The organism is Cryobacterium sp. TMB1-7, assembly GCF_004402435.1.
Classification (GTDB): Bacteria; Actinomycetota; Actinomycetes; order Actinomycetales; family Microbacteriaceae; genus Cryobacterium; species Cryobacterium zongtaii.
This window is the reverse complement of record NZ_SOFZ01000020.1, coordinates 128,849-147,977: the sequence shown is the minus strand read 5'-3', so window position 1 is coordinate 147,977 and position 19,129 is coordinate 128,849. Positions and strand designations below refer to the sequence as shown.

The following is a 19,129-nucleotide window of genomic DNA, read 5'->3' as shown; positions in this document are numbered from 1 at the left end:
GCCTTATTCGACCGTGACCGACTTCGCCAGGTTGCGCGGCTGGTCGACGTCGAGGCCCTTGGCGGTGGCCAGCTCGATGGCGAACATCTGCAGCGGCACCACGGCGAGCAGCGGCTCGAACAGCGGGCCGGCGAGCGGGATGTGGAACACGGTGTCGGCGAACGGCAGCACCGCGGCGTCACCCTGCTCGGCGATCGCGATGATCCGGGCGCCGCGAGCGCGGATCTCCTGGATGTTGGAGACCACCTTGGGGTGCAGGTGCGCGGACCCGCGGGGGCTCGGCACCACGACGAAGACCGGCTGGCCGGGCTCGATCAGCGCGATCGGGCCGTGCTTGAGCTCACCGGCGGCGAAGCCCTCGGCGTGGATGTAGGCGAGCTCCTTGAGCTTGAGCGCACCCTCGAGCGCGATCGGGAAGCCCACGTGGCGACCGAGGAAGAGCACGGCGCGCGAGTCGGTCATCCACACGGCGAGCTGACGCACGGCGTCTTCCTGCAACAGGGTGGTGGCGATCTTCTCCGGGATGGCCTGCAGCTCGACGACCTGCGCGGCCAGCTCCTCCAGGGACATGGTGTTGCGCACCCGGGCCAGGTGCAGCGCGAAGAGGTACAGCGCGGCGATCTGGCCGGTGAACCCCTTCGTCGACGCGACGGCGACCTCGGGTCCGGCGTGCGTGTAGATCACGGCGTCGGATTCGCGGGGAATCGTGGCGCCCTGGGTGTTGCAGATCGAGATGGCCTTGGCGCCGGCCTCGCGGGCGTACTTCACGGCCATCAGGGTGTCCATGGTCTCGCCGGACTGGCTGATCGAGATCACCAGGGTGTCCGGGGTGAGCACCGGGTCGCGGTAGCGGAACTCGTGGCTGAGTTCGACATCCACCGGCACCTGCGCCCACTTCTCGATGGCGTACTTGGCGGTCTGGCCGGCGTACGCGGCCGTGCCGCAGGCCACAATCACGATGCGGCGGATGCCGGCGAGCACGTCATCGCCGAAGGCCTCGAGCTCGGGCACCACGGCCTGGCCGTCGTGGATGCGGCCGCGCAGGGTGTTGGTGACGGCATCCGGCTGCTCGGAGATCTCCTTGGCCATGAAGCTGGACCAGCCGCCCTTTTCACTGGCGGAGGCGTCCCAGGCGATGTCGAATTCTTCGACCTCGACGGGGGCGCCGAAGAAGTCGGTGACGGTGACGAGGTCGGGGGTGATGGTCACGATCTGGTCCTGGCCGATCGCGACGGCACGACGGGTGTACTCCACGAACGCGGCGACGTCGGAGCCGAGGAAGTTCTCGCCGTCGCCCAGGCCGATCACCAGCGGCGAGTTGCGGCGGGCGCCGACCACGACGCCGGGCTGGTCCTGGTGCACGGCCAGCAGCGTGAACGCACCGTCCAGGCGCGCGACGACGGTGCGGAACGCTTCGCCCAGGTCACCCAGGCGGCGGTATTCGCGGCCGAGCAGCACGGCGGCCACCTCGGTGTCGGTTTCGCTTTCGAAGACGTAACCCTCGGCGAGGAGTTCGTCCTTGAGCGGCGAGAAGTTCTCGATGATGCCGTTGTGGATGAGGGCGAGCTTGCCGTCGTCACCCAGGTGCGGGTGCGCGTTCTGGTCGGTCGGACCACCGTGGGTGGCCCACCGGGTGTGCCCGATTCCGGTGCGCCCGTTGTTGATCGGGTGCGCCTCGAGCTCGGCGGCGAGCACGGCGAGCTTGCCGGCGCGCTTCGCGGTGTTGAGCACTCCCGCGTCGTCGATCACCGCTATCCCCGCGGAGTCATACCCCCGGTACTCGAGTCGACGGAGACCTCCCATGAGGACCTCGACGCTTTTGTTGTCTCCGACATATCCTACGATTCCGCACATAGCCCTGATTTTAGTCGCACTATGCTTGGTCTCGATGTCCGAGCCGGTGGTGAGCCCCAGTAATAACGGTCACAGCACCCCCTTTGTGGAGCTCGACCGTGCTGTGTGGGCATCCCTCGCACCCTCGACCCGGTTGCCGTTGCGGGAAACCGAGGTCGTGCAGCTGCGCGGCCTGGGCGAACCGCTCGACATCAACGAGGTGTCGGATGTCTACCTGCCGTTGAGCCGGCTGCTCAACCTCTACGCCGCGGGAGCCCGCAAGCTGCACCGCGACACCAGCGACTTCCTCGGGGAACGCGCCCAGCGCACCCCGTTCGTGATCGGCGTGGCCGGGTCCGTCGCCGTGGGCAAGTCCACCATCGCCCGGCTGCTACGGGAGCTCCTGGCCCGCTGGGAAGACACCCCCCGGGTGGAACTGGTCACCACTGACGGGTTCCTCTTCCCCAACGCCGAACTGGCCCGTCGCGGCCTGATGGAACGCAAGGGCTTCCCGGAGTCGTACGACCGGCGCACGCTGCTGCGTTTCGTCAGCGCCATCAAGAGCGGCGCCGCCGAGGTGCGCGCCCCTTTCTACTCGCACCTGAACTACGACATCGTGCCCGACGCGCAGGTCGTCGTGCGTCAGCCCGACATCCTCATCGTCGAGGGCCTGAACGTGTTGCAGCCGCCCGCCCCGGGCCACGGGCTCGCGGTGAGCGACCTATTCGACTTCACCATCTACGTGGATGCCCGCACCTCCGACATCTCCCGGTGGTACGAGGAGCGGTTCCTGCGGCTCCAGCGCGGCGCGTTCACGAACCCCAAGTCGTTCTTCCACAGGTTCGCCTCCCTCAGCGAGGACGAGGCCCGGGCCCGCGCCCGCACCATCTGGGGCAGCATCAACGAACCCAACCTGCTGCAGAACATCCGCCCCACCCGCTCCCGCGCCACCCTGGTGCTGCGCAAGGACTCCGACCACACCGTCGACAAGGTGCTGCTCCGCAAGGTCTGAGTGTCGCGGTGGGCGGCCATGGGGCGTTGTCGCCCATGCGCTCGGCCGCCCGTAGCGTCGCGCTGATTGTGCTCGGCTGCCCGTAGCCCCGCGCCCGTCGCGCTCGGCAGCCGGCCCAACCGGCAACTGGGCCCCGTCCGGACAAATGGTCCCGGCACACCCGGCACGAAAGTCCGCATCGGCAACAGTTGTGTCCGGGAGGCCGCCGACCGCTCATTCGCGGCGGCGTCGGCGCGTGGGCGCCGCCGCGGCGACGACGTGGGCGCGGCCGCGGGGTGTCCGCGAGCCCGCGCCTCCCCCGGTTTGAGCCCGGGTTGGGCCCCGGTCGGCACGCATCCGCCCGAACTGTTGCCGCAGCGGACAGGTGCGTCCCGCGTGCCGGACGCAGAAGTCCGGATGGGCAACAGTTACGGCGCGGCTGGGATGCGGCGGGCGGCAGCGGCACGGCTACGGTGGAACGATGGACCTCGACGTGCGCACCGACCGGCTTCTACTGCGGCGCTGGCGCGAGACCGACCTCGAGCCGTTCGCCCGGCTCACGGCGGATGCGGAGGTGATGCGCTACTTCCCCGCTCCACTGAGACGTGCCGAAAGTGATGCCCTCGCCGGCCGGGCGGACGCGATGTTCGACCTGCACGGCTACGGGCTGTGGGCGCTGGAACGCCTGGACACCGGCGAGTTCATCGGCTTCACCGGCCTCGCGCCGATGCTCGAGGGCGTCCCGGGTTCCGGCGGCGTGGAGGTGGGCTGGCGGCTGGCCCGATCCGCCTGGGGTCAGGGTCTCGCGACCGAGGCGGCGACGGCCGCCCTGCAGTTCGGCTTCGAGACCCTCGTCCTGGCGGAGGTGAACTCGATCACGGCGGGCATCAACATCCGTTCGCGCAAGGTGATGGAACGGCTCGGCATGCACATCGCGGGTGAGTTCGATCACCCGCGGCTACCCGAGGACTCGCCCCTGCTCCGTCACGTGCGCTACCTGATCGCCGCTCCCGGCTAGGCCCGGAATGCGGCAGGAACTGTTGCCGCAACGGACAATTGCGGCCGGCGTGCCGGACGCAATTGTCCGGACGGGGAACAGTTGACCACGCACGGACGACCGAAGCCACGCGACCGATCCGAGCGGCGGGAGCATGGTGAGCGCCACCGGGCCTCGGCCGGGCACCGTCCAGGGCCGGCTACCTGGGCCGCGCTTCGTTCGCTTCCTGCGGCACTTTGTACTTCGTGGTACCTGTTTGAACCTTCGCCGCGGCACGCGGTGTTCTCACGGCACGCACTAGTGTTCGCGGCACGTGTTTTATCCTGTGCCACGACACACGACCCGTGCCGCGAGACGCAAGACGGGCCACGACGGATGCCCGTGGGTGCGAAATGCGGATACCGACCGGGAGAGTCGGGACAGGCGGTACTAGCTGGGCTGCAGCGCCAGGCGGGACTGCACGACGTCGGCCAGGGCGTGCGCCAGACGGTCGGCGGTGGGCTGGTCGGCGGCCTCCACCATGACCCGCACCATGGGCTCGGTGCCGGAGGGGCGCAGGAGCACCCGGCCGGTGTCGCCGAGTTCGGTTTCCGCGTCGCGCACGGCCTGCGCGATGACCTCGTCGCCGGCGAGGGCGTGGTGGTCGACGCCGCGAACGTTCACGAGGATCTGCGGGAACACCTTCATCACGCTGGCCAGCTCGGCGAGGGTTTTTCCGGTGCGGGCCATTTCGGCCACGATGTGCAGACCGGTGAGGATGCCGTCGCCGGTGGTGGCGAACTTGGTCATGATGACGTGACCGCTCTGCTCGCCGCCGAGCGACAGCCCGTGCGCGTCGAGCTCCTCGAGCACGTACCGGTCGCCCACCTTGGACTCGATCATGTTGATGCCGTTGGCGGCCATGGCCTTCTTCAGGCCCAGGTTGCTCATGACCGTCGCCACGAGGGTGCGGTCCTTGAGCACGCCGCGTTCGGCCATCGACACGGCCAGGATCGCCATGATCTGGTCGCCGTCGACGATGTTGCCGTCGCGGTCGACGGCCAGGCAGCGGTCGGCGTCACCATCGTGGGCGATGCCCACGTCTGCGCCGTGCTCGAGCACCGCTCTGGCGAGGTTGTCCAGGTGGGTGGAGCCCACGCCGTCGTTGATGTTGAGGCCGTCGGGGTCGGCGCCGATCACGGTGACCCGGGCACCGGCATCCGTGAAGACCTGCGGGGACACGCCGGCGGCCGCGCCGTGGGCGCAGTCGAGCACCACGTGAATGCCGTCGAGCCGGTGCGGCAGGGTGCCGAGCAGGTGCACGACGTAACGGTCCTCGGCGTCGGCGAAGCGACGGATGCGTCCGACGTCACCGGCAATCGGGGTGAGGAGCTGATCGCCCGCGTCGAGCACCGCTTCGATGCGGTCTTCGACGTCATCGGGAAGTTTGGTGCCGCCGAAGTTGAAGAATTTGATGCCGTTGTCGGGCGCCGGGTTGTGCGAGGCGGAGATCATCACGCCGAAGTCTGCGCCGATGTCGGCGATGAGGAAGGCGGCGGCGGGCGTCGGGATGACGCCGGCATCCAACACGTCTACGCCGGAGCTGGCCAAGCCTGCTGCAACGGCGGAGGTGATGAATTCACCGGAAATGCGGGGGTCGCGGGCGACCACGGCGACGGGACGACGGCCTTGGGCACGTCGTTCCTCTGCGCGGCGGCCACTGGTGAGCACAACGGCGCTCGCCTGGGCGAGGCCCAGGGCCAGGCCAGCCGTGAGATCACGGTTAGCCAGGCCCCGGACGCCGTCCGTGCCGAAAAGTCGAGCCATATGAGTGTGTACTCGACTAACGGGTTAGCGCTTCGAGAACTGCGGCGCCTTACGGGCCTTCTTGAGTCCGGCCTTCTTGCGCTCCTTGACGCGAGCGTCACGGTTGAGGAAGCCGGCCTTCTTGAGGATGGCGCGGTTGTTCTCTTCGTCGATCTGGTTCAGCGAGCGGGCGATGCCGAGGCGCAGCGCGCCAGCCTGGCCGGACGGGCCACCACCGGTGATGCGGGCGATGACGTCGTAGCTGCCGATGAGGTCGAGGACCTTGAACGGGTCGTTGATCAGCTGCTGGTGCAGCTTGTTCGGGAAGTAGTCGTCGAGCTCGCGCCCGTTGACGACAATCTTGCCGGCGCCGGGGACGATGCGCACGCGGGCGATGGCCTGCTTGCGACGACCCACGGCTGCGCCGGGAACGTTGAGGACGGCGCGGGGCGCCTTGGTTGCAACTTCAGCGGGAGTCTCGGTGGAGTAGCTCTCGGGAGTTGCGTCAATCTGGTCTGCGATCTTCGCCACGATGGTGTGAATCCTTTTTTCTTAGATATCGAGAAGTCTGGGGCCGACGCTACTGAGCGACCTGGCTGAGGGTGTACGGCTTGGGCTGCTGCGCAGCGTGCGGGTGCTCGGGGCCTGCGTAGACCTTGAGCTTCAGCAGCTGTGCACGGCCGAGCGAGTTCTTCGGCAGCATGCCGCGAATCGCCTTTTCTACCGCACGGGTGGGGTGCTTCTCGAGCATCTCCGAGTAGTTCGTGGCCGTGAGGCCGCCCGGGTAACCGGAGTGGCGGTACGCCATCTTGAGGTCGAGCTTCTTGCCGGTCAGGGCAATCTTCTCGGCGTTGATGATGATGACGAAGTCGCCACCATCCATGTGGGGGGAGAAGGTCGCCTTGTGCTTGCCGCGAAGAAGAATCGCGGCGTGGCTGGCGAGCCGACCCAGAACGATGTCGGTGGCATCAATAACGACCCAGTCGTGCTGGAGTTCGCTTGCCTTGGGGGTGTAAGTGCGCGTCACTGTTGTGCTGCTTTCTTGTTTTCGAACGGAGGTGTTCGTGAATCCCGCTCCGGGTGTGTTCTCGAAGAGAACACGATCGATGGAGGGCTCACGTTCGTGTGCCTGGCTGCAACGCCTAAGACACCAAGGAACAACACTAGTTCACGACACGCCCCGGCACAACTCGGGCCGGTAAACCGGGCGTGCTAGCTCACTCGTCTTCGGGCAGCTCCCGACGGGCACGCGTCTGCGCCGCACGGATGGCCATCCCCGCGTCCTCGGGGTAGCCCACCTCCATCAGGGTCAGGCCGTGCGCCTGCATCACCTTGAACTCGCTGGTGCGGGCCCGCTCGATGCGCAGGTCCACGAGTCGGGTGCCCACCAGCTTGCCCTCCCCCACCGACACGCAGGCGCCCACCAGTGCGCGCACCATCGAATGGCAGAACGCATCCGCCTGCAGGGTGGCCACGAGCACCCCGTCGGGGTCCCGCCGCCACTCGAAGGACTGCAGGGTACGGATGGTGGTGGCTCCGGGCCGCGGTTTGCAATAGGTCGCGAAGTCGTGCAGCCCGATCAGGGTGGCCGCGGCCTCCTGCATCGAGGCGAGGTCGAGCGCGAAGCCGTGCCAGGTGGTGCGCAGCCGCTGCAACGGGTCGCGCAGAGCGCCGGTGTCGGAGATGCGGTACTCGTAGCGGCGCCACAGTGCGGAGAAGCGGGCGTCGAAACCGGCCGGGGCCAGGCTGGCGCGGTGGATCACGATTTCGGGCTGGGTGACCAGGATGCCGCCGAGGCGACGCTGCACCATCGTGGCCAGCTCGTTGGGGTACGTGGGTGCGGCCTTGCCCCGTTTGACCCGCACGAGGGCGTTGACCTGGTCGGGGTTGAGATCGAAGTGGGCCACCTGGCCCAGCGCGTGCACACCGGAGTCCGTGCGCCCGGCGACCACGAGGGTGGGGGTGGGCTGGTGGCGCTTGAGGATGGCGCCGAGGCCCTCCTCGATCTGGCCCTGCACGGTGCGGTACCCGGGCTGGCTGGCCCAGCCGAAGAAGTCGGTTCCGTCGTAGCCCACGTCGAGGCGGATGCGTTTGGAGCCTGCTGGCGGCATCGAATCGGACGGTGCCGCCAGGGCGCCATCCGGGTTGAGCTCGGCCAGCACCAGCGGAAGGGCGCCGTCGACGGGCTCGGGAAAACTCACAGAGGTCAGTGTAGAGGCCGGGCCGGGTTATCGTTGGACGGGCCCGTCTCAGGCCGCACAGTTATGACCAGTCTCCTTCGCACCGCGCCCCGCTCCCCCGCCACAGCTGTCGCCGTTCGCCACCCGGACGTTCCGGCCGGCCGCCGGCTCAGCGGCCTCGACGGTCTCCGGGGCATCGCCGTCATCCTCGTCGTTGTCTACCACCTGTTTCCGCCGGTGTTGCAGGGCGGTTTTATCGGCGTCGACATCTTCTTTGTGATCAGCGGTTTCCTGATCACCGGCCTCATCGTGGCCGAACACGACCGCACTGGCCGGTTCTCGCCGCGGCGGTTCTGGCTGCGTCGGGCCCGGCGCCTGGTGCCGGCACTGGTGCCGGTGGTGCTCGTGGCCTGCACGGCGGCCTGGTTGCTCGGCGGCGATGTGCTCGTGGGCCTGGGCTGGAAGCTGCTGGGCGCCGCGACGTTCAGCTACAACTGGGTGTCGATGGCCACGAACACCAGCTACTTCGGCTCCGGCCAGCCCGAGCTGCTCCGCAACCTCTGGTCGCTGGCCGTGGAGGAACAGTTCTACCTGCTCTGGCCGCTGCTGCTGCTCCTGCTGCTTAGGGTCCGCCGGCCGGGCCTGCGCCTGGCCCTCGTCGTGGCGCTCGCCCTCGCGTCGGCAGTGTGGATGGGCGTCGGCTTCTCCCCGGGCAGCGACCCCACCCGGGTGTACTACGGCTCGGACACCCACAGTTTCGGCCTGCTGATCGGCGCCGGACTGTCCCTGCTCCTGCGTCCGCTCGGGCCCGTGGCTGCGGGCGGCACGGTGGCGGCCCCGGCCGCGCGCCGGACCCTCACCGGGATGCGGCCCTGGTGGGGCGCGGCAGCAGTGGCCGGCCTGATCGCCGCCGCGATCTGGCTGCCGGCAGACGCCGCCGCCACCTACCGCGGCGGCCTCCTGCTGGTGAGCGCACTCACCGCCGTGGCGATCTGGGCGGGCGTGGCCGGCGACCGGCTCGGGCGGATGCTCGACACCGCTCCGTTGCGCTACCTCGGTGAGCGCTCCTACGGCCTGTACCTCTGGCACTGGCCGCTGCTGGTGCTGGTGCAGCTCGTGGCGCCGTTCGGCCGCGGCCCGGCGAGTGTCGCGGCGACCGGATTGCTCACCCTGGTGCTGGCCGTGGCGGCCGCTGCGACCTCGTACCGGTGGCTCGAGATGCCGATCCGCCGGCAGGGCCTCCGTGGGACGGTCGGGCAGCTGCGCGCCAGGGTCATGCGGGCGTCTGCGCCGGGCACCCGCCGCCGCTACCGCTCCCGTGCGGCACTCGTTCTCGCCGCGGCCGTCGTGCTGATGTTGCTGGTGGGCACCGGCGCATCCGTGGTCACGGCGCCCACCGTCACGACGGCCCAGGCGGAGGTGCTCCGCGGCCAGCAGGCGCTGGCCCAGGCCGCTCAGGCGGCACAGGTACAAGCCGCCAAGGATGCCGCCGCCCAAGCCGCAGGTGTGGTCACGGAAACCACCAGGGGGTCCAACATCACCGCTGTCGGGGACTCCGTGATGCTCGCCTCCGCGGCCGAGTTGCAGGCCGAGTTCCCCGGCATCACGATCGACGCCGCCGTGTCCCGCGGCATGGACGCCGCCCCGGAAATCCTGGCCGCACAACGTGCCGCGGGCACCCTGCGCCCCGTGGTTCTGCTGGGCCTGGGCACGAACGGTCCCGTCGACCAGGCCGACCTCGCCGCCGTCATGCGGGTGATCGGTCCCTCCCGCGAACTGATCGTGGTGAACGCGTTCGCGGACCGGGACTGGACCGCGGGGGTCAACACGGAGCTGGCGGAGTTCTCGGCGCGCCGCAGCCAAGTGGTCCTGGCCGACTGGAGCGCCGCGATCGCCCCGCACGTCGACGTGCTCGCCGATGACGGCATCCACCCCGGCCCCACCGGCGGGGCGATCTACGCCGACTCGGTGGCGGTCGCCCTCGAACGGCTGCCCGGTGCCGCACCGAGCCGCGCGCCCGGCGCCGACACCCTGCAGGCCTTCCGCGTGCGCTGACCCACCCGCCGCGGCGGTTGGGCCGTGCGACGGATGCGGCGACCGGGCATCCGACGCATGTGGGCGACGCACCTCGAGGCATGTGGGCGACGCACCTCGAGGCATGCGGGCGGGACATCTCGAGGCATGCGGACGGGCCTCTGGAGGCATGCGGCGGGGCCGCTCGAGGCATGCGAGCGGGCCTCTCGAGGTGTGCGGGCAAGGCGCCGCCATGCGGGTGGCGCGCCAGGCGCATAGCGGCGCCTGCCCCGCGTACCTCCGGCGCAGCCACCACACCGCCATCGACCCTGCGTTCCCAGCCGGCACGCCATCACCGCACCTCGTGTGGCCGAGCGCGCCCGCTATAGCGGGCGCATCCAGCCGCAGGGGGTGCATCGAGCCGAAGCGGGCGCCTCCAGCACTATCCTCGGGCACACAAAAAGGGCCCGACCGAAGTCGGGCCCTTTCAGGTACAGCGAGTGAAGCTGGTGTTACTTGGCTTCCTCAGCGGATGCGTCAGCAGCGTCGGCCTCAACGGTCTCGGCTTCAACAGTCTCAGCTTCGACGGTCTCAGCCTCAACCGGGGTCTCCTCGGCGACGGGCGCGGACGCCTTCGCTGCGGAGGCCTTGTTCGACTTCACCTTGGGCGAAACGGGCTCGAGAACGAGCTCCATCTGCACCATGGAGGCGTTGTCGCCCTTGCGGAAGCCGAGCTTCGTGATGCGGGTGTAGCCGCCATCGCGCAGCGCAACCTGGGGCGCGATCTCGGTGAAGAGCTCGTGCACGACGGTCTTGTCGCCGATCGTCGCGAGAACGCGACGACGAGCGTGCAGGTCGCCACGCTTGGCGAAAGTCACCAGGCGCTCGGCAACCGGACGCAGGCGCTTGGCGCGCGTCTCGGTCGTCTTGATGGACTTGTGGGTGAACAGGGCGGCAGCCAGGTTCGCGAGCATGAGGCGCTCGTGCGCCGGTCCGCCACCGAGACGGGCTCCCTTAGTGGGCTTAGGCATTATCGGTAATCTCCAGTATCAAAGTCGAAAGGCGTCGAGGAACGACGAGCCTTAGATGGTTTCTTCGTCGTAACCGCTGTAGAAGTGCGCACCGTCAAAGCCGGGCACAGAATCCTTCAGCGACAGGCCGAGCTCTACGAGCTTGTCCTTGACCTCATCCACCGACTTCTGACCGAAGTTGCGGATGTTCATCAGCTGGGTCTCCGAGAGGGCGACCAGTTCGCTGACGTTGTTGATGCCTTCGCGCTTGAGGCAGTTGTACGAGCGCACGGACAGATCGAGGTCTTCGATCGGCACGGACAGCTCGGTGGAGAGGACGGCGTCGACCGGCGCGGGGCCGATCTCAATGCCCTCAGCAGCGGTGTTCAGCTCGCGGGCCAGACCGAACAGCTCGGTCAGCGTGCGACCGGCGGATGCGATGGCGTCGCGGGGCGAGATAGCCGACTTGGTCTCCACGTCAACGACGAGGCGGTCGAAGTCAGTGCGCTCACCGGCACGAGTTGCCTCGACACGGTAGGTCACCTTGAGAACCGGCGAGTAGATCGAGTCGACCGGAATCTGGCCGGCCTCGGAGTACTCGTTGCGGTTCTGGGTAGCCGACACGTAACCACGGCCACGCTCGATGGTCAGTTCGAGTTCGAACTTGGCCTTGTCGTTCAGGGTCGCGATGACGAGCTCGGGGTTGTGAACCTCGACGCCGGCCGGAGCCGAGATGTCGGCGGCCGTGACCTGGCCGGAGCCCTGCTTGCGCAGGTACGCGGTGATCGGCTCGTCGTGCTCGCTGGAGATGACCAGGCCCTTGATGTTCAGGATGATCTCGGTGACATCTTCCTTGACCCCGGGAACGGTGCTGAATTCGTGAAGCACTCCATCGATGCGGATGCTGGTGACAGCAGCGCCGGGAATCGAGGAAAGCAGGGTGCGGCGCATCGAGTTACCGAGGGTGTAGCCGAAGCCGGGCTCGAGGGGTTCGATGACGAACCGGGACCGGAACTCCGAGATGTTCTCTTCGGTGAGCGTGGGGCGCTGTGCAATAAGCACTATTGATTCCTTTCGGCGAAGTGTCCGCTATATGACACTTAGTGGCGAGTTGTGAAATTGTGAGTCTCGACGGGCCCGCGAGAAGCGGCCCTGTCGCGGTGAACGGCGAGTGAGCCTGCCCGGATCTTTCGACCCAGACAAGCCCAATCGCCAGTCACTGAAAGGAATTAAACGCGGCGGCGCTTCGGGGGACGGCAACCGTTGTGGGCCTGGGGCGTCACGTCGTTGATCGAACCAACTTCGAGGCCAGCGGCCTGCAGCGAACGGATAGCCGTTTCGCGGCCCGAACCCGGTCCCTTGACGAAGACGTCAACCTTCTTCATGCCGTGCTCCTGGGCCTGGCGAGCTGCAGACTCTGCAGCCAGCTGAGCGGCGAACGGGGTCGACTTGCGCGAACCCTTGAAGCCAACTCCACCTGAGGACGCCCAGCTGATGACCGCACCGGTGGTGTCGGTGATCGAGACGATGGTGTTGTTGAAGGTGCTCTTGATGTGGGCCTGGCCCACAGCAATGTTCTTCTTTTCTTTCTTACGCGGCTTCCGTACGGCCGACTTTGGTGCTGCCATGATTTCTCCTGAATCCTAGAGGCGTGACGGGCTAGGCGAGGCCTAGCGCGCCTTCTTCTTGCCGGCTACGGTGCGCTTCGGGCCCTTGCGGGTACGAGCGTTGGTCTTGGTGCGCTGGCCGCGAACGGGCAGGCCCTTGCGGTGACGAATACCTTCGTAGCTACCGATCTCGACCTTGCGGCGGATGTCAGCGGCGATCTCACGGCGAAGGTCACCCTCGATCTTGAAGGTTCCTTCGATGTAGTCGCGGAGCTGGACGAGCTGCTCGTCAGTCAGGTCCTTGACGCGAATGTTTCCATCGATCTCGACGTCGGCGAGGGTCTTGAGTGCCCTCGTACGGCCAACACCGAAAATGTAAGTAAGTGCAACTTCCACGCGCTTATCGCGCGGAATGTCTACGCCGGCTAGACGTGCCATTGTGGCTTCTCCTGTGGGATGAGTGGAGGTCTGTAGCAGCACCTGTGCATCGGCCTCCAACCGATGGTGTCCCCCCGAAGGGTTCCCGGCACTGCTATGTATTTAGTTGTGTCGTGCGTGGATCTCGAGAACGACCATCGCTGGTCGAGCGTGTCGAGACCTAGCCCTGACGCTGCTTGTGACGCGGGTTCTCGCAGATGACCATCACGTTGCCGTTACGGCGGATGACCTTGCACTTGTCACAGATCTTCTTGACGCTGGGCTTGACCTTCATGGGTGTGTCCTTGTAATCGCTGTCTTCGTACCCACGGAATGCCGCAGGCCGTTACTTACAGCAACGCTTACTTGTAGCGGTATACGATCCGACCGCGGGTCAGGTCGTAAGGGCTCAGTTCCACGATCACACGGTCCTCAGGAAGGATGCGGATGTAGTGCTGACGCATCTTGCCCGAAATGTGGGCAAGAACTTTGTGGCCGTTGGTCAACTCAACGCGAAACATCGCGTTGGGAAGAGCTTCGACTACTGCGCCCTCGATCTCGATGACACCGTCTTTTTTGGCCATAACTCACTATCGCTAAAGTATTGGTTGCTGGTCTTGCGGGATTGTGGCCTCCAGACACGCCAGTAAAGGCAGTGCTAGACACCAAGGATTTATCCTATGCTATGCGATTGCCCTTTGGCAATTCATCCCTATAATCTGGTCGCCGCTGCCACGACCGCGAGCACGTCGGCGTAGAGCGGATGCGTGGCCTCAAGCCCGCACACGTTCGCCACGATGGTCTCGGCGGAGTCGGTGGCGAGCATCCGCTGCAGCTCAACACTCTGCTCGTCGTCGGCGACGTCGAAGCGGAGGGCCGCGGCAATCGCCTCCAGCAGCGCCACCGGGCGGGTGCCCCGTTCGGCGATCTCGGCGGCCGGGCCGATGAAACGTTCGTGCCTGCTGAGCTTGCGCAACGGCTGACGGCCGACTCGTTCGACGGTGTCCGGCAGCGACGGGTTCGCAAACCGGCCGAGGATCTTCTCCCGGTAAGCGCGCTGGGTGGCCTCGTCGAGGCCGTGCTTGGCCACCAGGAGGGCGCTGGTCTCTTCGAGTACCCGGCGGGCACCATCCGCGACCGACGGCACCAGAAGCGCGTCGGAGAGCTTGGAGACGCCGGCCTGGGTGCCGAGGTAGGCGACGGTGGCGTGTCCGGTGTTCACGGTGAAGAGCTTGCGCTCAATGTAGGGCGCGAGGTCCTCCACGAACGTGGCGCCGGGAATCGATGGCGGGGCGGAGCCGAATGCGGGGCTTTCGATGACCCACTCGTAGAAGGCCTCGACGGTGACGTCGATGCCGGCATCCTTCGATTGGCCGGGAACGATGCGGTCCACGGCGGTGTTGGCGAAGGCCACCCGGCCTTTCAGGGCCGCGCGGTCACCCTCTGGCACGTTCGCCCAGACCTGCTCGGCGAGCACATCGGTGGCGTTGATCGCGTTCTCGCAGGCCATCACGGCCAGCGGGGGCAACCCGGCCTCGCGGCGGGCCAGACCCGCCGCGATGACCGGGGCCACGAACCGCAGCACGGTGGGACCCACAGCGGTGGTGACAGCATCCGCCGTGGCGATCTCGTTGATGAGATCGGCCTCGGAAGTGGCGCTGTTGAGGGCGCGGAAGTTGTCGACCACCTTGTCGGTGGGGGTCTCCCCCGCCTCGTGCACGGTGTAGGACGGCGCCTGCTGCAGCGCCTCAATGAGAGGGCCATTCACATCGGCGAAGACAACCTCATAACCGGCCTCATGGAGCAGGAGACCTACGAAGCCGCGGCCGATGTTGCCCGCGCCGAAGTGAATGGCTTTCATTCTGCGTTTACCTCCTCGAGCAGGGCGAAGATCTCGTCCTGCGAACCAGCGTCGATCAATTTCTGTACTTCGTCCTCGTCGGAGAAGACGACGGCGATCTTGGAGAGGATCTCCAGGTGTTCGTTGTTCAGGCCGGCGATGCCGACCGCGAACTTGACGGGCTGGCCGTCCCAATCGATCGGCTCCGCGTACCGCACCAGCGAGAGAGCCGATCGTACAATCGACTCCTTCGCGTCGTTGGTGCCGTGCGGGATCGCCAGGAAGTTGCCCATGTAGGTCGAGACGGAGTTTTCGCGCTCGAACATCGAGTCGACGTACTCCTGCTTCACCGCTCCGGCGGCGACCAACAGGGCACCGGCCTCACGGATGGCCTCGTCCCGCGTGGTGGCCGCACCCGCGGCCACCACGTTCTGCGGTTCCAGAATGCTCTGGGTCATTACTTGGTCACTCCTTCGTTGGTGCCCTGGAGGGACTGCACGACCTCGTCGTACTTCGGGCTGTTCATGAAGTTGTCCACCGAGACGTGAACCGACTTGGGGCTCTTGCCGCGGGCGCGGTCCGTCAGGTCCTGGTGGGTGATCACGAGGTCGGCGGTGCCGTCGAGGTTCGCGATGGCCTGGTTGGTCACCGTGACCCCTTCAATGCCGGCCTTCTTGATCTTGTTGCGCAGCACCGAGGCGCCCATGGCGCTGGAGCCCATGCCGGCGTCGCAGGCGAAGACGATGTTCTTCACTGCGGAACCGGTCGTGGCCGAGGCGCCGAGGTTGCCCAGAATGGAGCTGGACTTGCCCTTGTTGGCTTCGGTCTTGGCGATCGCGGCGGCCAGTTCGTTGTCGTTCTCAGCGGCGAGGTCCTTCTTGCGGCTGGCGCGGAGGATGACACCACCGATCGCGAACGAGACACCGGCTGAAGCGATGACCGAGAGGATGACGCCGATGAAGTCGGTTGCCGGGGTCTGCGCCAGCACGGCGATGATGCTGCCGGGCGAGGCGGGGGCGCGGAGGCCGGTCTGGAAAGCGACGTTCACGGCAACACCGGTCATGCCGCCACCGATGGCGGCGAGCACCATCATCGGCTTCATCAGCACGTACGGGAAGTAGATCTCGTGGATGCCACCGAGGAACTGGATGATGATCGCGCCGGGTGCACTCGCGCGGGCCAGGCCGACGCCGAAGAACGAGAACGCGAGCAGGATGCCCAGGCCCGGGCCGGGGTTCGCCTCGAGCAGGAACAGGATGGACTTGCCGGACTCCTGGACCTGCTGCACACCGATGGGGGTGAGCACACCGTGGTTGATGGCGTTGTTGAGGAAGAGGATCTTGCCCGGTTCGATGAAGATCGACGCGATCGGCAGCAGGCCGTTGACGATGAGCCAGTCCACGATCATCTCGAGGAAGGCGCTCAGGCCGGTGACCAGCGGGGCGATTCCGAAGAACGCACCCAGGGCCAGGGCGAAGCCGAGGATACCAGCGGAGAAGTTGTCCACCAGCATCTCGAAGCCGGGGCGGATCTTGCCGGCCCAGATCTTGTCGACCTTCATCAGGATCCATGCGGACAGCGGGCCGACGATCATGGCGCCGATGAACATCGGGATCGAGCTGCCCACGATGACACCCATGGTGGCGATCGAGGCGATCACTCCACCGCGGGTGCCGTAGACCATCCGGCCACCGGTGTTGGCGATCAGCAACGGCAGTAGGTACAAGATCATCGGGTCGACGAGCGTGACCAAGGTCTCGTTCGGGGTCCAGCCGGTGGGGATGAAGAAGGCGGTGATGATGCCCCACGCGATGAACGCCGCGATGTTGGGCATGATCATGCCGCTCAGGAAGGTGCCGAAGGCCTGTACGTGGACCCTCGCGCCCTTCTTCTCGGTGACAGACGTCGTTGTCATTTCTGTATACCTCTCTCGGGGGTTGCAAGCACGGTAGGGCCCGTGCCGGTGGGGGCGGTGCTGGTGTAGCTGTGTGCGATTACGGTTGCCGCGGCGCGAGCGGATGCTGCGCCGTCGGCGGACAGAGCGGCGTCGGCGAGGTGCCGGGCCTGCTCGAGTGTGAAGTCGGCCAGGGAGGCCCGAACGTCGGCGAGGGCTGACGCCGACATCGACAGGGTGGTGGCGCCGAGGCCCACGAGCACCACGGCCAGCAGCGGGTCAGCCGCGGCCTCGCCGCAGACACCGACGGGCTTGCCGAGGCTCGCGCCGGCGGCGCCGACCTCGCCCACCAGGCGAAGCACCGCGGGGTGCCACGGGTCCTGGAACGCGGCGACGCTGCCGAGCATCCGGTCGGCCGCCAGCGTGTACTGGGTCAGGTCATTGGTGCCGATGGAGGCGAAGTCGGCGTGCGCCAGGATGTGGTTGGCGAGCAGTGCCGCGCTCGGCACCTCGACCATGACCCCGGCGGTCTTCAGACCCAGCTCGTGGGCGAGGGCGGTGAAATACACGGTCTCTTCCACGGTGGACACCATCGGCGCCATCACCCAGAGGTCCGCGTCGGTGGCCGCGTCGGCTTCGGCGAGGGCGGTGAGCTGCTCCCGCATGATGTCCTCGCTGGCACGAAGGGCACGCAGGCCGCGCAGGCCCAGGGCGGGGTTCTCCTCGACGGCGTCGTTGAGGAACGCCAGGGGCTTGTCGGCGCCGGCGTCGAGCGCCCGCACCACGACCTTCTGGCCGGGGAAGGCGCGCAGCATCCGCTCGTACTGCTCACGCTGCTGCGTCACTGTGGGCGCGGAGGTGGAGTCGAGGAAGAGGAACTCGGTGCGGAACAGGCCCACACCTTCGGCGCCGAGGGCGACGGCCTTGGCGGCGCCATCCGCCGAACCGAGGTTGGCCAGCAGCGGCACAGGCGTGCCGTCCTTGAGCCGGCCGGGGCCGATCGGGGCCAGCGCGCGGGCTTCGCGGGCGGCGATGCGGGCGCGGGCCTCTGCGAGCTGCTTCGCGGTGGGGGCCACGAGCACGATGCCGTTGGCGGCGTCGATGATGACCTCGTCGCCGTCGGCGAGCTGCGCGGCGGCGTGGGTGCCCACGATCGCGGTGATCGACTTCTCCCGGGCCAGGATGGCGGTGTGCGAGGTGGGTCCACCGTCGATGGTGATCAGGCCGAGCACCTTGTCGAGGTTGAGCAGGGCCGTGTCGGCGGGGGCGAGGTCGTGGGCGACGAGCACGAAGGGCTCTTCGGGGTCCGGCACACCCGGCGCGGGCAGGCCGCCGAGGTCCGCGATGACCCGCTGGGCCACGTCGTCGAGGTCGGCGGCGCGCTCACCAAGGTAGCCGCCGAGGGCCAGCATCTGGTCGCGGAAGACGGCGAAGGCCTCGAACACGGCGCGTTCAGCGGTCTGGTGCTTGTGCAGCCGGGCGGTGACCTCCTCGAGGAGGGTGGGGTCCTCAGCCATCATGGCCTGGGCCTCGAGCACCTCCTGGGCGGTGCCGCCGGCGCGTTCGCCCCGGGCTTCGAGGTCTTCGGCGACGGTGTGCATCGACGCGGTCGCCCGGGCCAGTTCGGCATCCGGGTCGAGGGTGCTGCGGGTGCTGAGCGGCTCCGGCAACGGTGCGGGCATGCGCAGGACCCGGCCGATGGCGACGCCCTGGCCGATCCCGATGCCCTGAAGCTCAATCATGTGCGCGTCCCGCCTAGGCGTCGTGGTCGGTGAGGAGGAGCTCGACGAGGCCGTCGAGCACGGTGTCGGCATTGTCGCCGTCGGTGGCGAGGGTGACGCTGTCACCGTGGTTGATGCCCAGCGAGATGACGCCGAGGATGCTGGCGGCATTGACCGGCTTGCCGTCGCCCTTCTGCAGGGTGACCGGGGTTCCCGCGGCGGCGGCGGCCTTCGTGAAGAGTTTCGCGGGGCGCGCGTGCAGCCCGTGCGTCGATCCGATCTGTACGGTGCGTTCGACCATGTGTCGCGCCTGCCTTTCCAACGTGTGGGAGTGTCACCGGGGCCTCAGTCGAGGTCCCGGCTTCGTGCGGGCAGCCGGCGGCGGCCGGCACAACAAATAACGGATGGAACGGTGCGGGTGACCTGCGAAGTCAGACCCACGACCGTTCGTGTTCGGCATCCACGGCCAGATCAAGTGCCACGACGCCGTCACGCGCCGAGAACACCGAGTCGGGCAGCAGTGCCACGCCCACGCCGCGCTCTTTCGCTTGGGCGCTGATGCGCTCGAAGCGGGGGGCGAGGTGGGGACCGACCAGGAGTACGTCAATGGTGTCGAGCGAGGACGGGAGATCCCCTTCGCTACCGGCGACGACCGCGAGGGTGAGCCCACGTTCCTTGCCGGTGACCCGCAGCCTGTGCGCCACGAATGCGCTGGACGCTCCGGCACCACACACGATGAGAATCTTCATTGATTCTTTCCTTTCATCGATCTTTGAATTCAACACTTACTGTCCTCTCTTCGGACTTGCGGCGCCACCAGACCCTTTTCCGCAGGGTGCGG

At 67.4% G+C, this 19,129-nt stretch carries 20 protein-coding genes; 3 read left to right on the top strand and 17 right to left on the bottom strand.

Going from position 1 to position 19,129, the window contains the following annotated elements; genetic code table 11:
* Nucleotides 1–3: 3 nt before the first annotated feature.
* Nucleotides 4–1,854, bottom strand: coding sequence for a glutamine--fructose-6-phosphate transaminase (isomerizing) (gene glmS, locus E3O60_RS07745; RefSeq protein ID WP_088457149.1), 1,851 nt, complete (start codon nucleotides 1,852–1,854; stop codon nucleotides 4–6).
* A gap of 34 nt (nucleotides 1,855–1,888) precedes the next feature.
* Here glmS and coaA point away from each other — a divergent pair, with 34 nt between their 5' ends.
* Complete coding sequence (gene coaA, locus E3O60_RS07740; RefSeq protein ID WP_088457150.1) at nucleotides 1,889–2,845, top strand: type I pantothenate kinase; 957 nt, start codon at nucleotides 1,889–1,891, stop codon at nucleotides 2,843–2,845.
* A 460-nt stretch (nucleotides 2,846–3,305) separates the two neighbouring features.
* Entirely contained in the window at nucleotides 3,306–3,842 is a 537-nt protein-coding gene (locus E3O60_RS07735) for a GNAT family N-acetyltransferase (RefSeq protein ID WP_134407856.1), read from the top strand.
* A 408-nt stretch (nucleotides 3,843–4,250) separates the two neighbouring features.
* On the opposite strand, the gene glmM is transcribed toward E3O60_RS07735, so the two are convergent.
* The 4 genes from glmM to truA all read right to left on the bottom strand — a co-directional run bounded on the left by glmM (nucleotide 4,251) and on the right by truA (nucleotide 7,717).
* Nucleotides 4,251–5,627: a phosphoglucosamine mutase gene (glmM, locus tag E3O60_RS07730; RefSeq protein ID WP_088457152.1), complete on the bottom strand. Its 1,377-nt coding sequence runs from the start codon at nucleotides 5,625–5,627 to the stop codon at nucleotides 4,251–4,253.
* 24 nt (nucleotides 5,628–5,651) lie between these two features.
* Nucleotides 5,652–6,137, bottom strand: a complete 486-nt coding sequence (gene rpsI, locus E3O60_RS07725) for a 30S ribosomal protein S9 (protein WP_088457153.1) — start codon at nucleotides 6,135–6,137, stop codon at nucleotides 5,652–5,654.
* Between the two features lie 49 nt (nucleotides 6,138–6,186).
* Nucleotides 6,187–6,633, bottom strand: coding sequence for a 50S ribosomal protein L13 (gene rplM / locus E3O60_RS07720; protein WP_088457154.1), 447 nt, complete (start codon nucleotides 6,631–6,633; stop codon nucleotides 6,187–6,189).
* A 190-nt stretch (nucleotides 6,634–6,823) separates the two neighbouring features.
* Nucleotides 6,824–7,717 (bottom strand): tRNA pseudouridine(38-40) synthase TruA, encoded by an 894-nt coding sequence (gene truA, locus E3O60_RS07715; RefSeq protein WP_088458111.1) that lies wholly within the window; start codon nucleotides 7,715–7,717, stop codon nucleotides 6,824–6,826.
* 153 nt (nucleotides 7,718–7,870) lie between these two features.
* Between truA and E3O60_RS07710 the strand changes: the two genes are divergently transcribed.
* Nucleotides 7,871–9,841, top strand: coding sequence for an acyltransferase family protein (locus E3O60_RS07710; RefSeq protein WP_134497701.1), 1,971 nt, complete (start codon nucleotides 7,871–7,873; stop codon nucleotides 9,839–9,841).
* 470 nt (nucleotides 9,842–10,311) lie between these two features.
* On the opposite strand, the gene rplQ is transcribed toward E3O60_RS07710, so the two are convergent.
* The 12 genes from rplQ to E3O60_RS07650 form a co-directional block, all read right to left on the bottom strand.
* Nucleotides 10,312–10,830, bottom strand: a complete 519-nt coding sequence (rplQ, locus tag E3O60_RS07705; protein ID WP_088457156.1) for a 50S ribosomal protein L17 — start codon at nucleotides 10,828–10,830, stop codon at nucleotides 10,312–10,314.
* 51 nt (nucleotides 10,831–10,881) lie between these two features.
* Nucleotides 10,882–11,871, bottom strand: coding sequence for a DNA-directed RNA polymerase subunit alpha (locus E3O60_RS07700; protein ID WP_066597571.1), 990 nt, complete (start codon nucleotides 11,869–11,871; stop codon nucleotides 10,882–10,884).
* Between the two features lie 167 nt (nucleotides 11,872–12,038).
* Nucleotides 12,039–12,437 (bottom strand): 30S ribosomal protein S11, encoded by a 399-nt coding sequence (gene rpsK, locus E3O60_RS07695; RefSeq protein ID WP_055821293.1) that lies wholly within the window; start codon nucleotides 12,435–12,437, stop codon nucleotides 12,039–12,041.
* A gap of 42 nt (nucleotides 12,438–12,479) precedes the next feature.
* On the bottom strand, nucleotides 12,480–12,854 hold the full coding sequence (rpsM, locus tag E3O60_RS07690; RefSeq protein ID WP_066597575.1) for a 30S ribosomal protein S13: 375 nt from the start codon (nucleotides 12,852–12,854) through the stop codon (nucleotides 12,480–12,482).
* Nucleotides 12,855–13,014: 160 nt separating this feature from the next.
* A complete protein-coding gene (gene rpmJ / locus E3O60_RS07685) occupies nucleotides 13,015–13,128 on the bottom strand; it encodes a 50S ribosomal protein L36 (RefSeq protein WP_035834639.1) in 114 nt (37 codons plus the stop codon).
* Nucleotides 13,129–13,195: 67 nt separating this feature from the next.
* Nucleotides 13,196–13,417 carry a translation initiation factor IF-1 gene (gene infA / locus E3O60_RS07680; protein WP_022883252.1) on the bottom strand — a complete coding sequence of 74 codons (222 nt, stop codon included), beginning with the start codon at nucleotides 13,415–13,417 and terminating at the stop codon, nucleotides 13,196–13,198.
* A gap of 128 nt (nucleotides 13,418–13,545) precedes the next feature.
* Nucleotides 13,546–14,694, bottom strand: a complete 1,149-nt coding sequence (locus E3O60_RS07675) for a mannitol-1-phosphate 5-dehydrogenase (protein ID WP_088457157.1) — start codon at nucleotides 14,692–14,694, stop codon at nucleotides 13,546–13,548.
* Entirely contained in the window at nucleotides 14,691–15,131 is a 441-nt protein-coding gene (locus E3O60_RS07670; protein WP_088457158.1) for a PTS sugar transporter subunit IIA, read from the bottom strand. Before E3O60_RS07670 ends, E3O60_RS07675 begins: the two co-directional genes overlap by 4 nt.
* The gene (locus E3O60_RS07665; protein WP_088457159.1) at nucleotides 15,131–16,588 is read right to left on the bottom strand and encodes a PTS mannitol transporter subunit IICB; all 1,458 of its coding nucleotides are present in this window, start codon (nucleotides 16,586–16,588) and stop codon (nucleotides 15,131–15,133) included. The genes E3O60_RS07670 and E3O60_RS07665 overlap by 1 nt, the downstream gene beginning before the upstream one ends.
* Nucleotides 16,585–18,309: a phosphoenolpyruvate--protein phosphotransferase gene (gene ptsP / locus E3O60_RS07660; RefSeq protein WP_134497699.1), complete on the bottom strand. Its 1,725-nt coding sequence runs from the start codon at nucleotides 18,307–18,309 to the stop codon at nucleotides 16,585–16,587. Before ptsP ends, E3O60_RS07665 begins: the two co-directional genes overlap by 4 nt.
* Nucleotides 18,310–18,322: 13 nt before the next feature.
* The gene (locus tag E3O60_RS07655) at nucleotides 18,323–18,589 is read right to left on the bottom strand and encodes an HPr family phosphocarrier protein (protein ID WP_134409466.1); all 267 of its coding nucleotides are present in this window, start codon (nucleotides 18,587–18,589) and stop codon (nucleotides 18,323–18,325) included.
* A gap of 130 nt (nucleotides 18,590–18,719) precedes the next feature.
* Nucleotides 18,720–19,037: a PTS sugar transporter subunit IIB gene (locus E3O60_RS07650; protein ID WP_088457162.1), complete on the bottom strand. Its 318-nt coding sequence runs from the start codon at nucleotides 19,035–19,037 to the stop codon at nucleotides 18,720–18,722.
* Nucleotides 19,038–19,129: the final 92 nt, after the last annotated feature.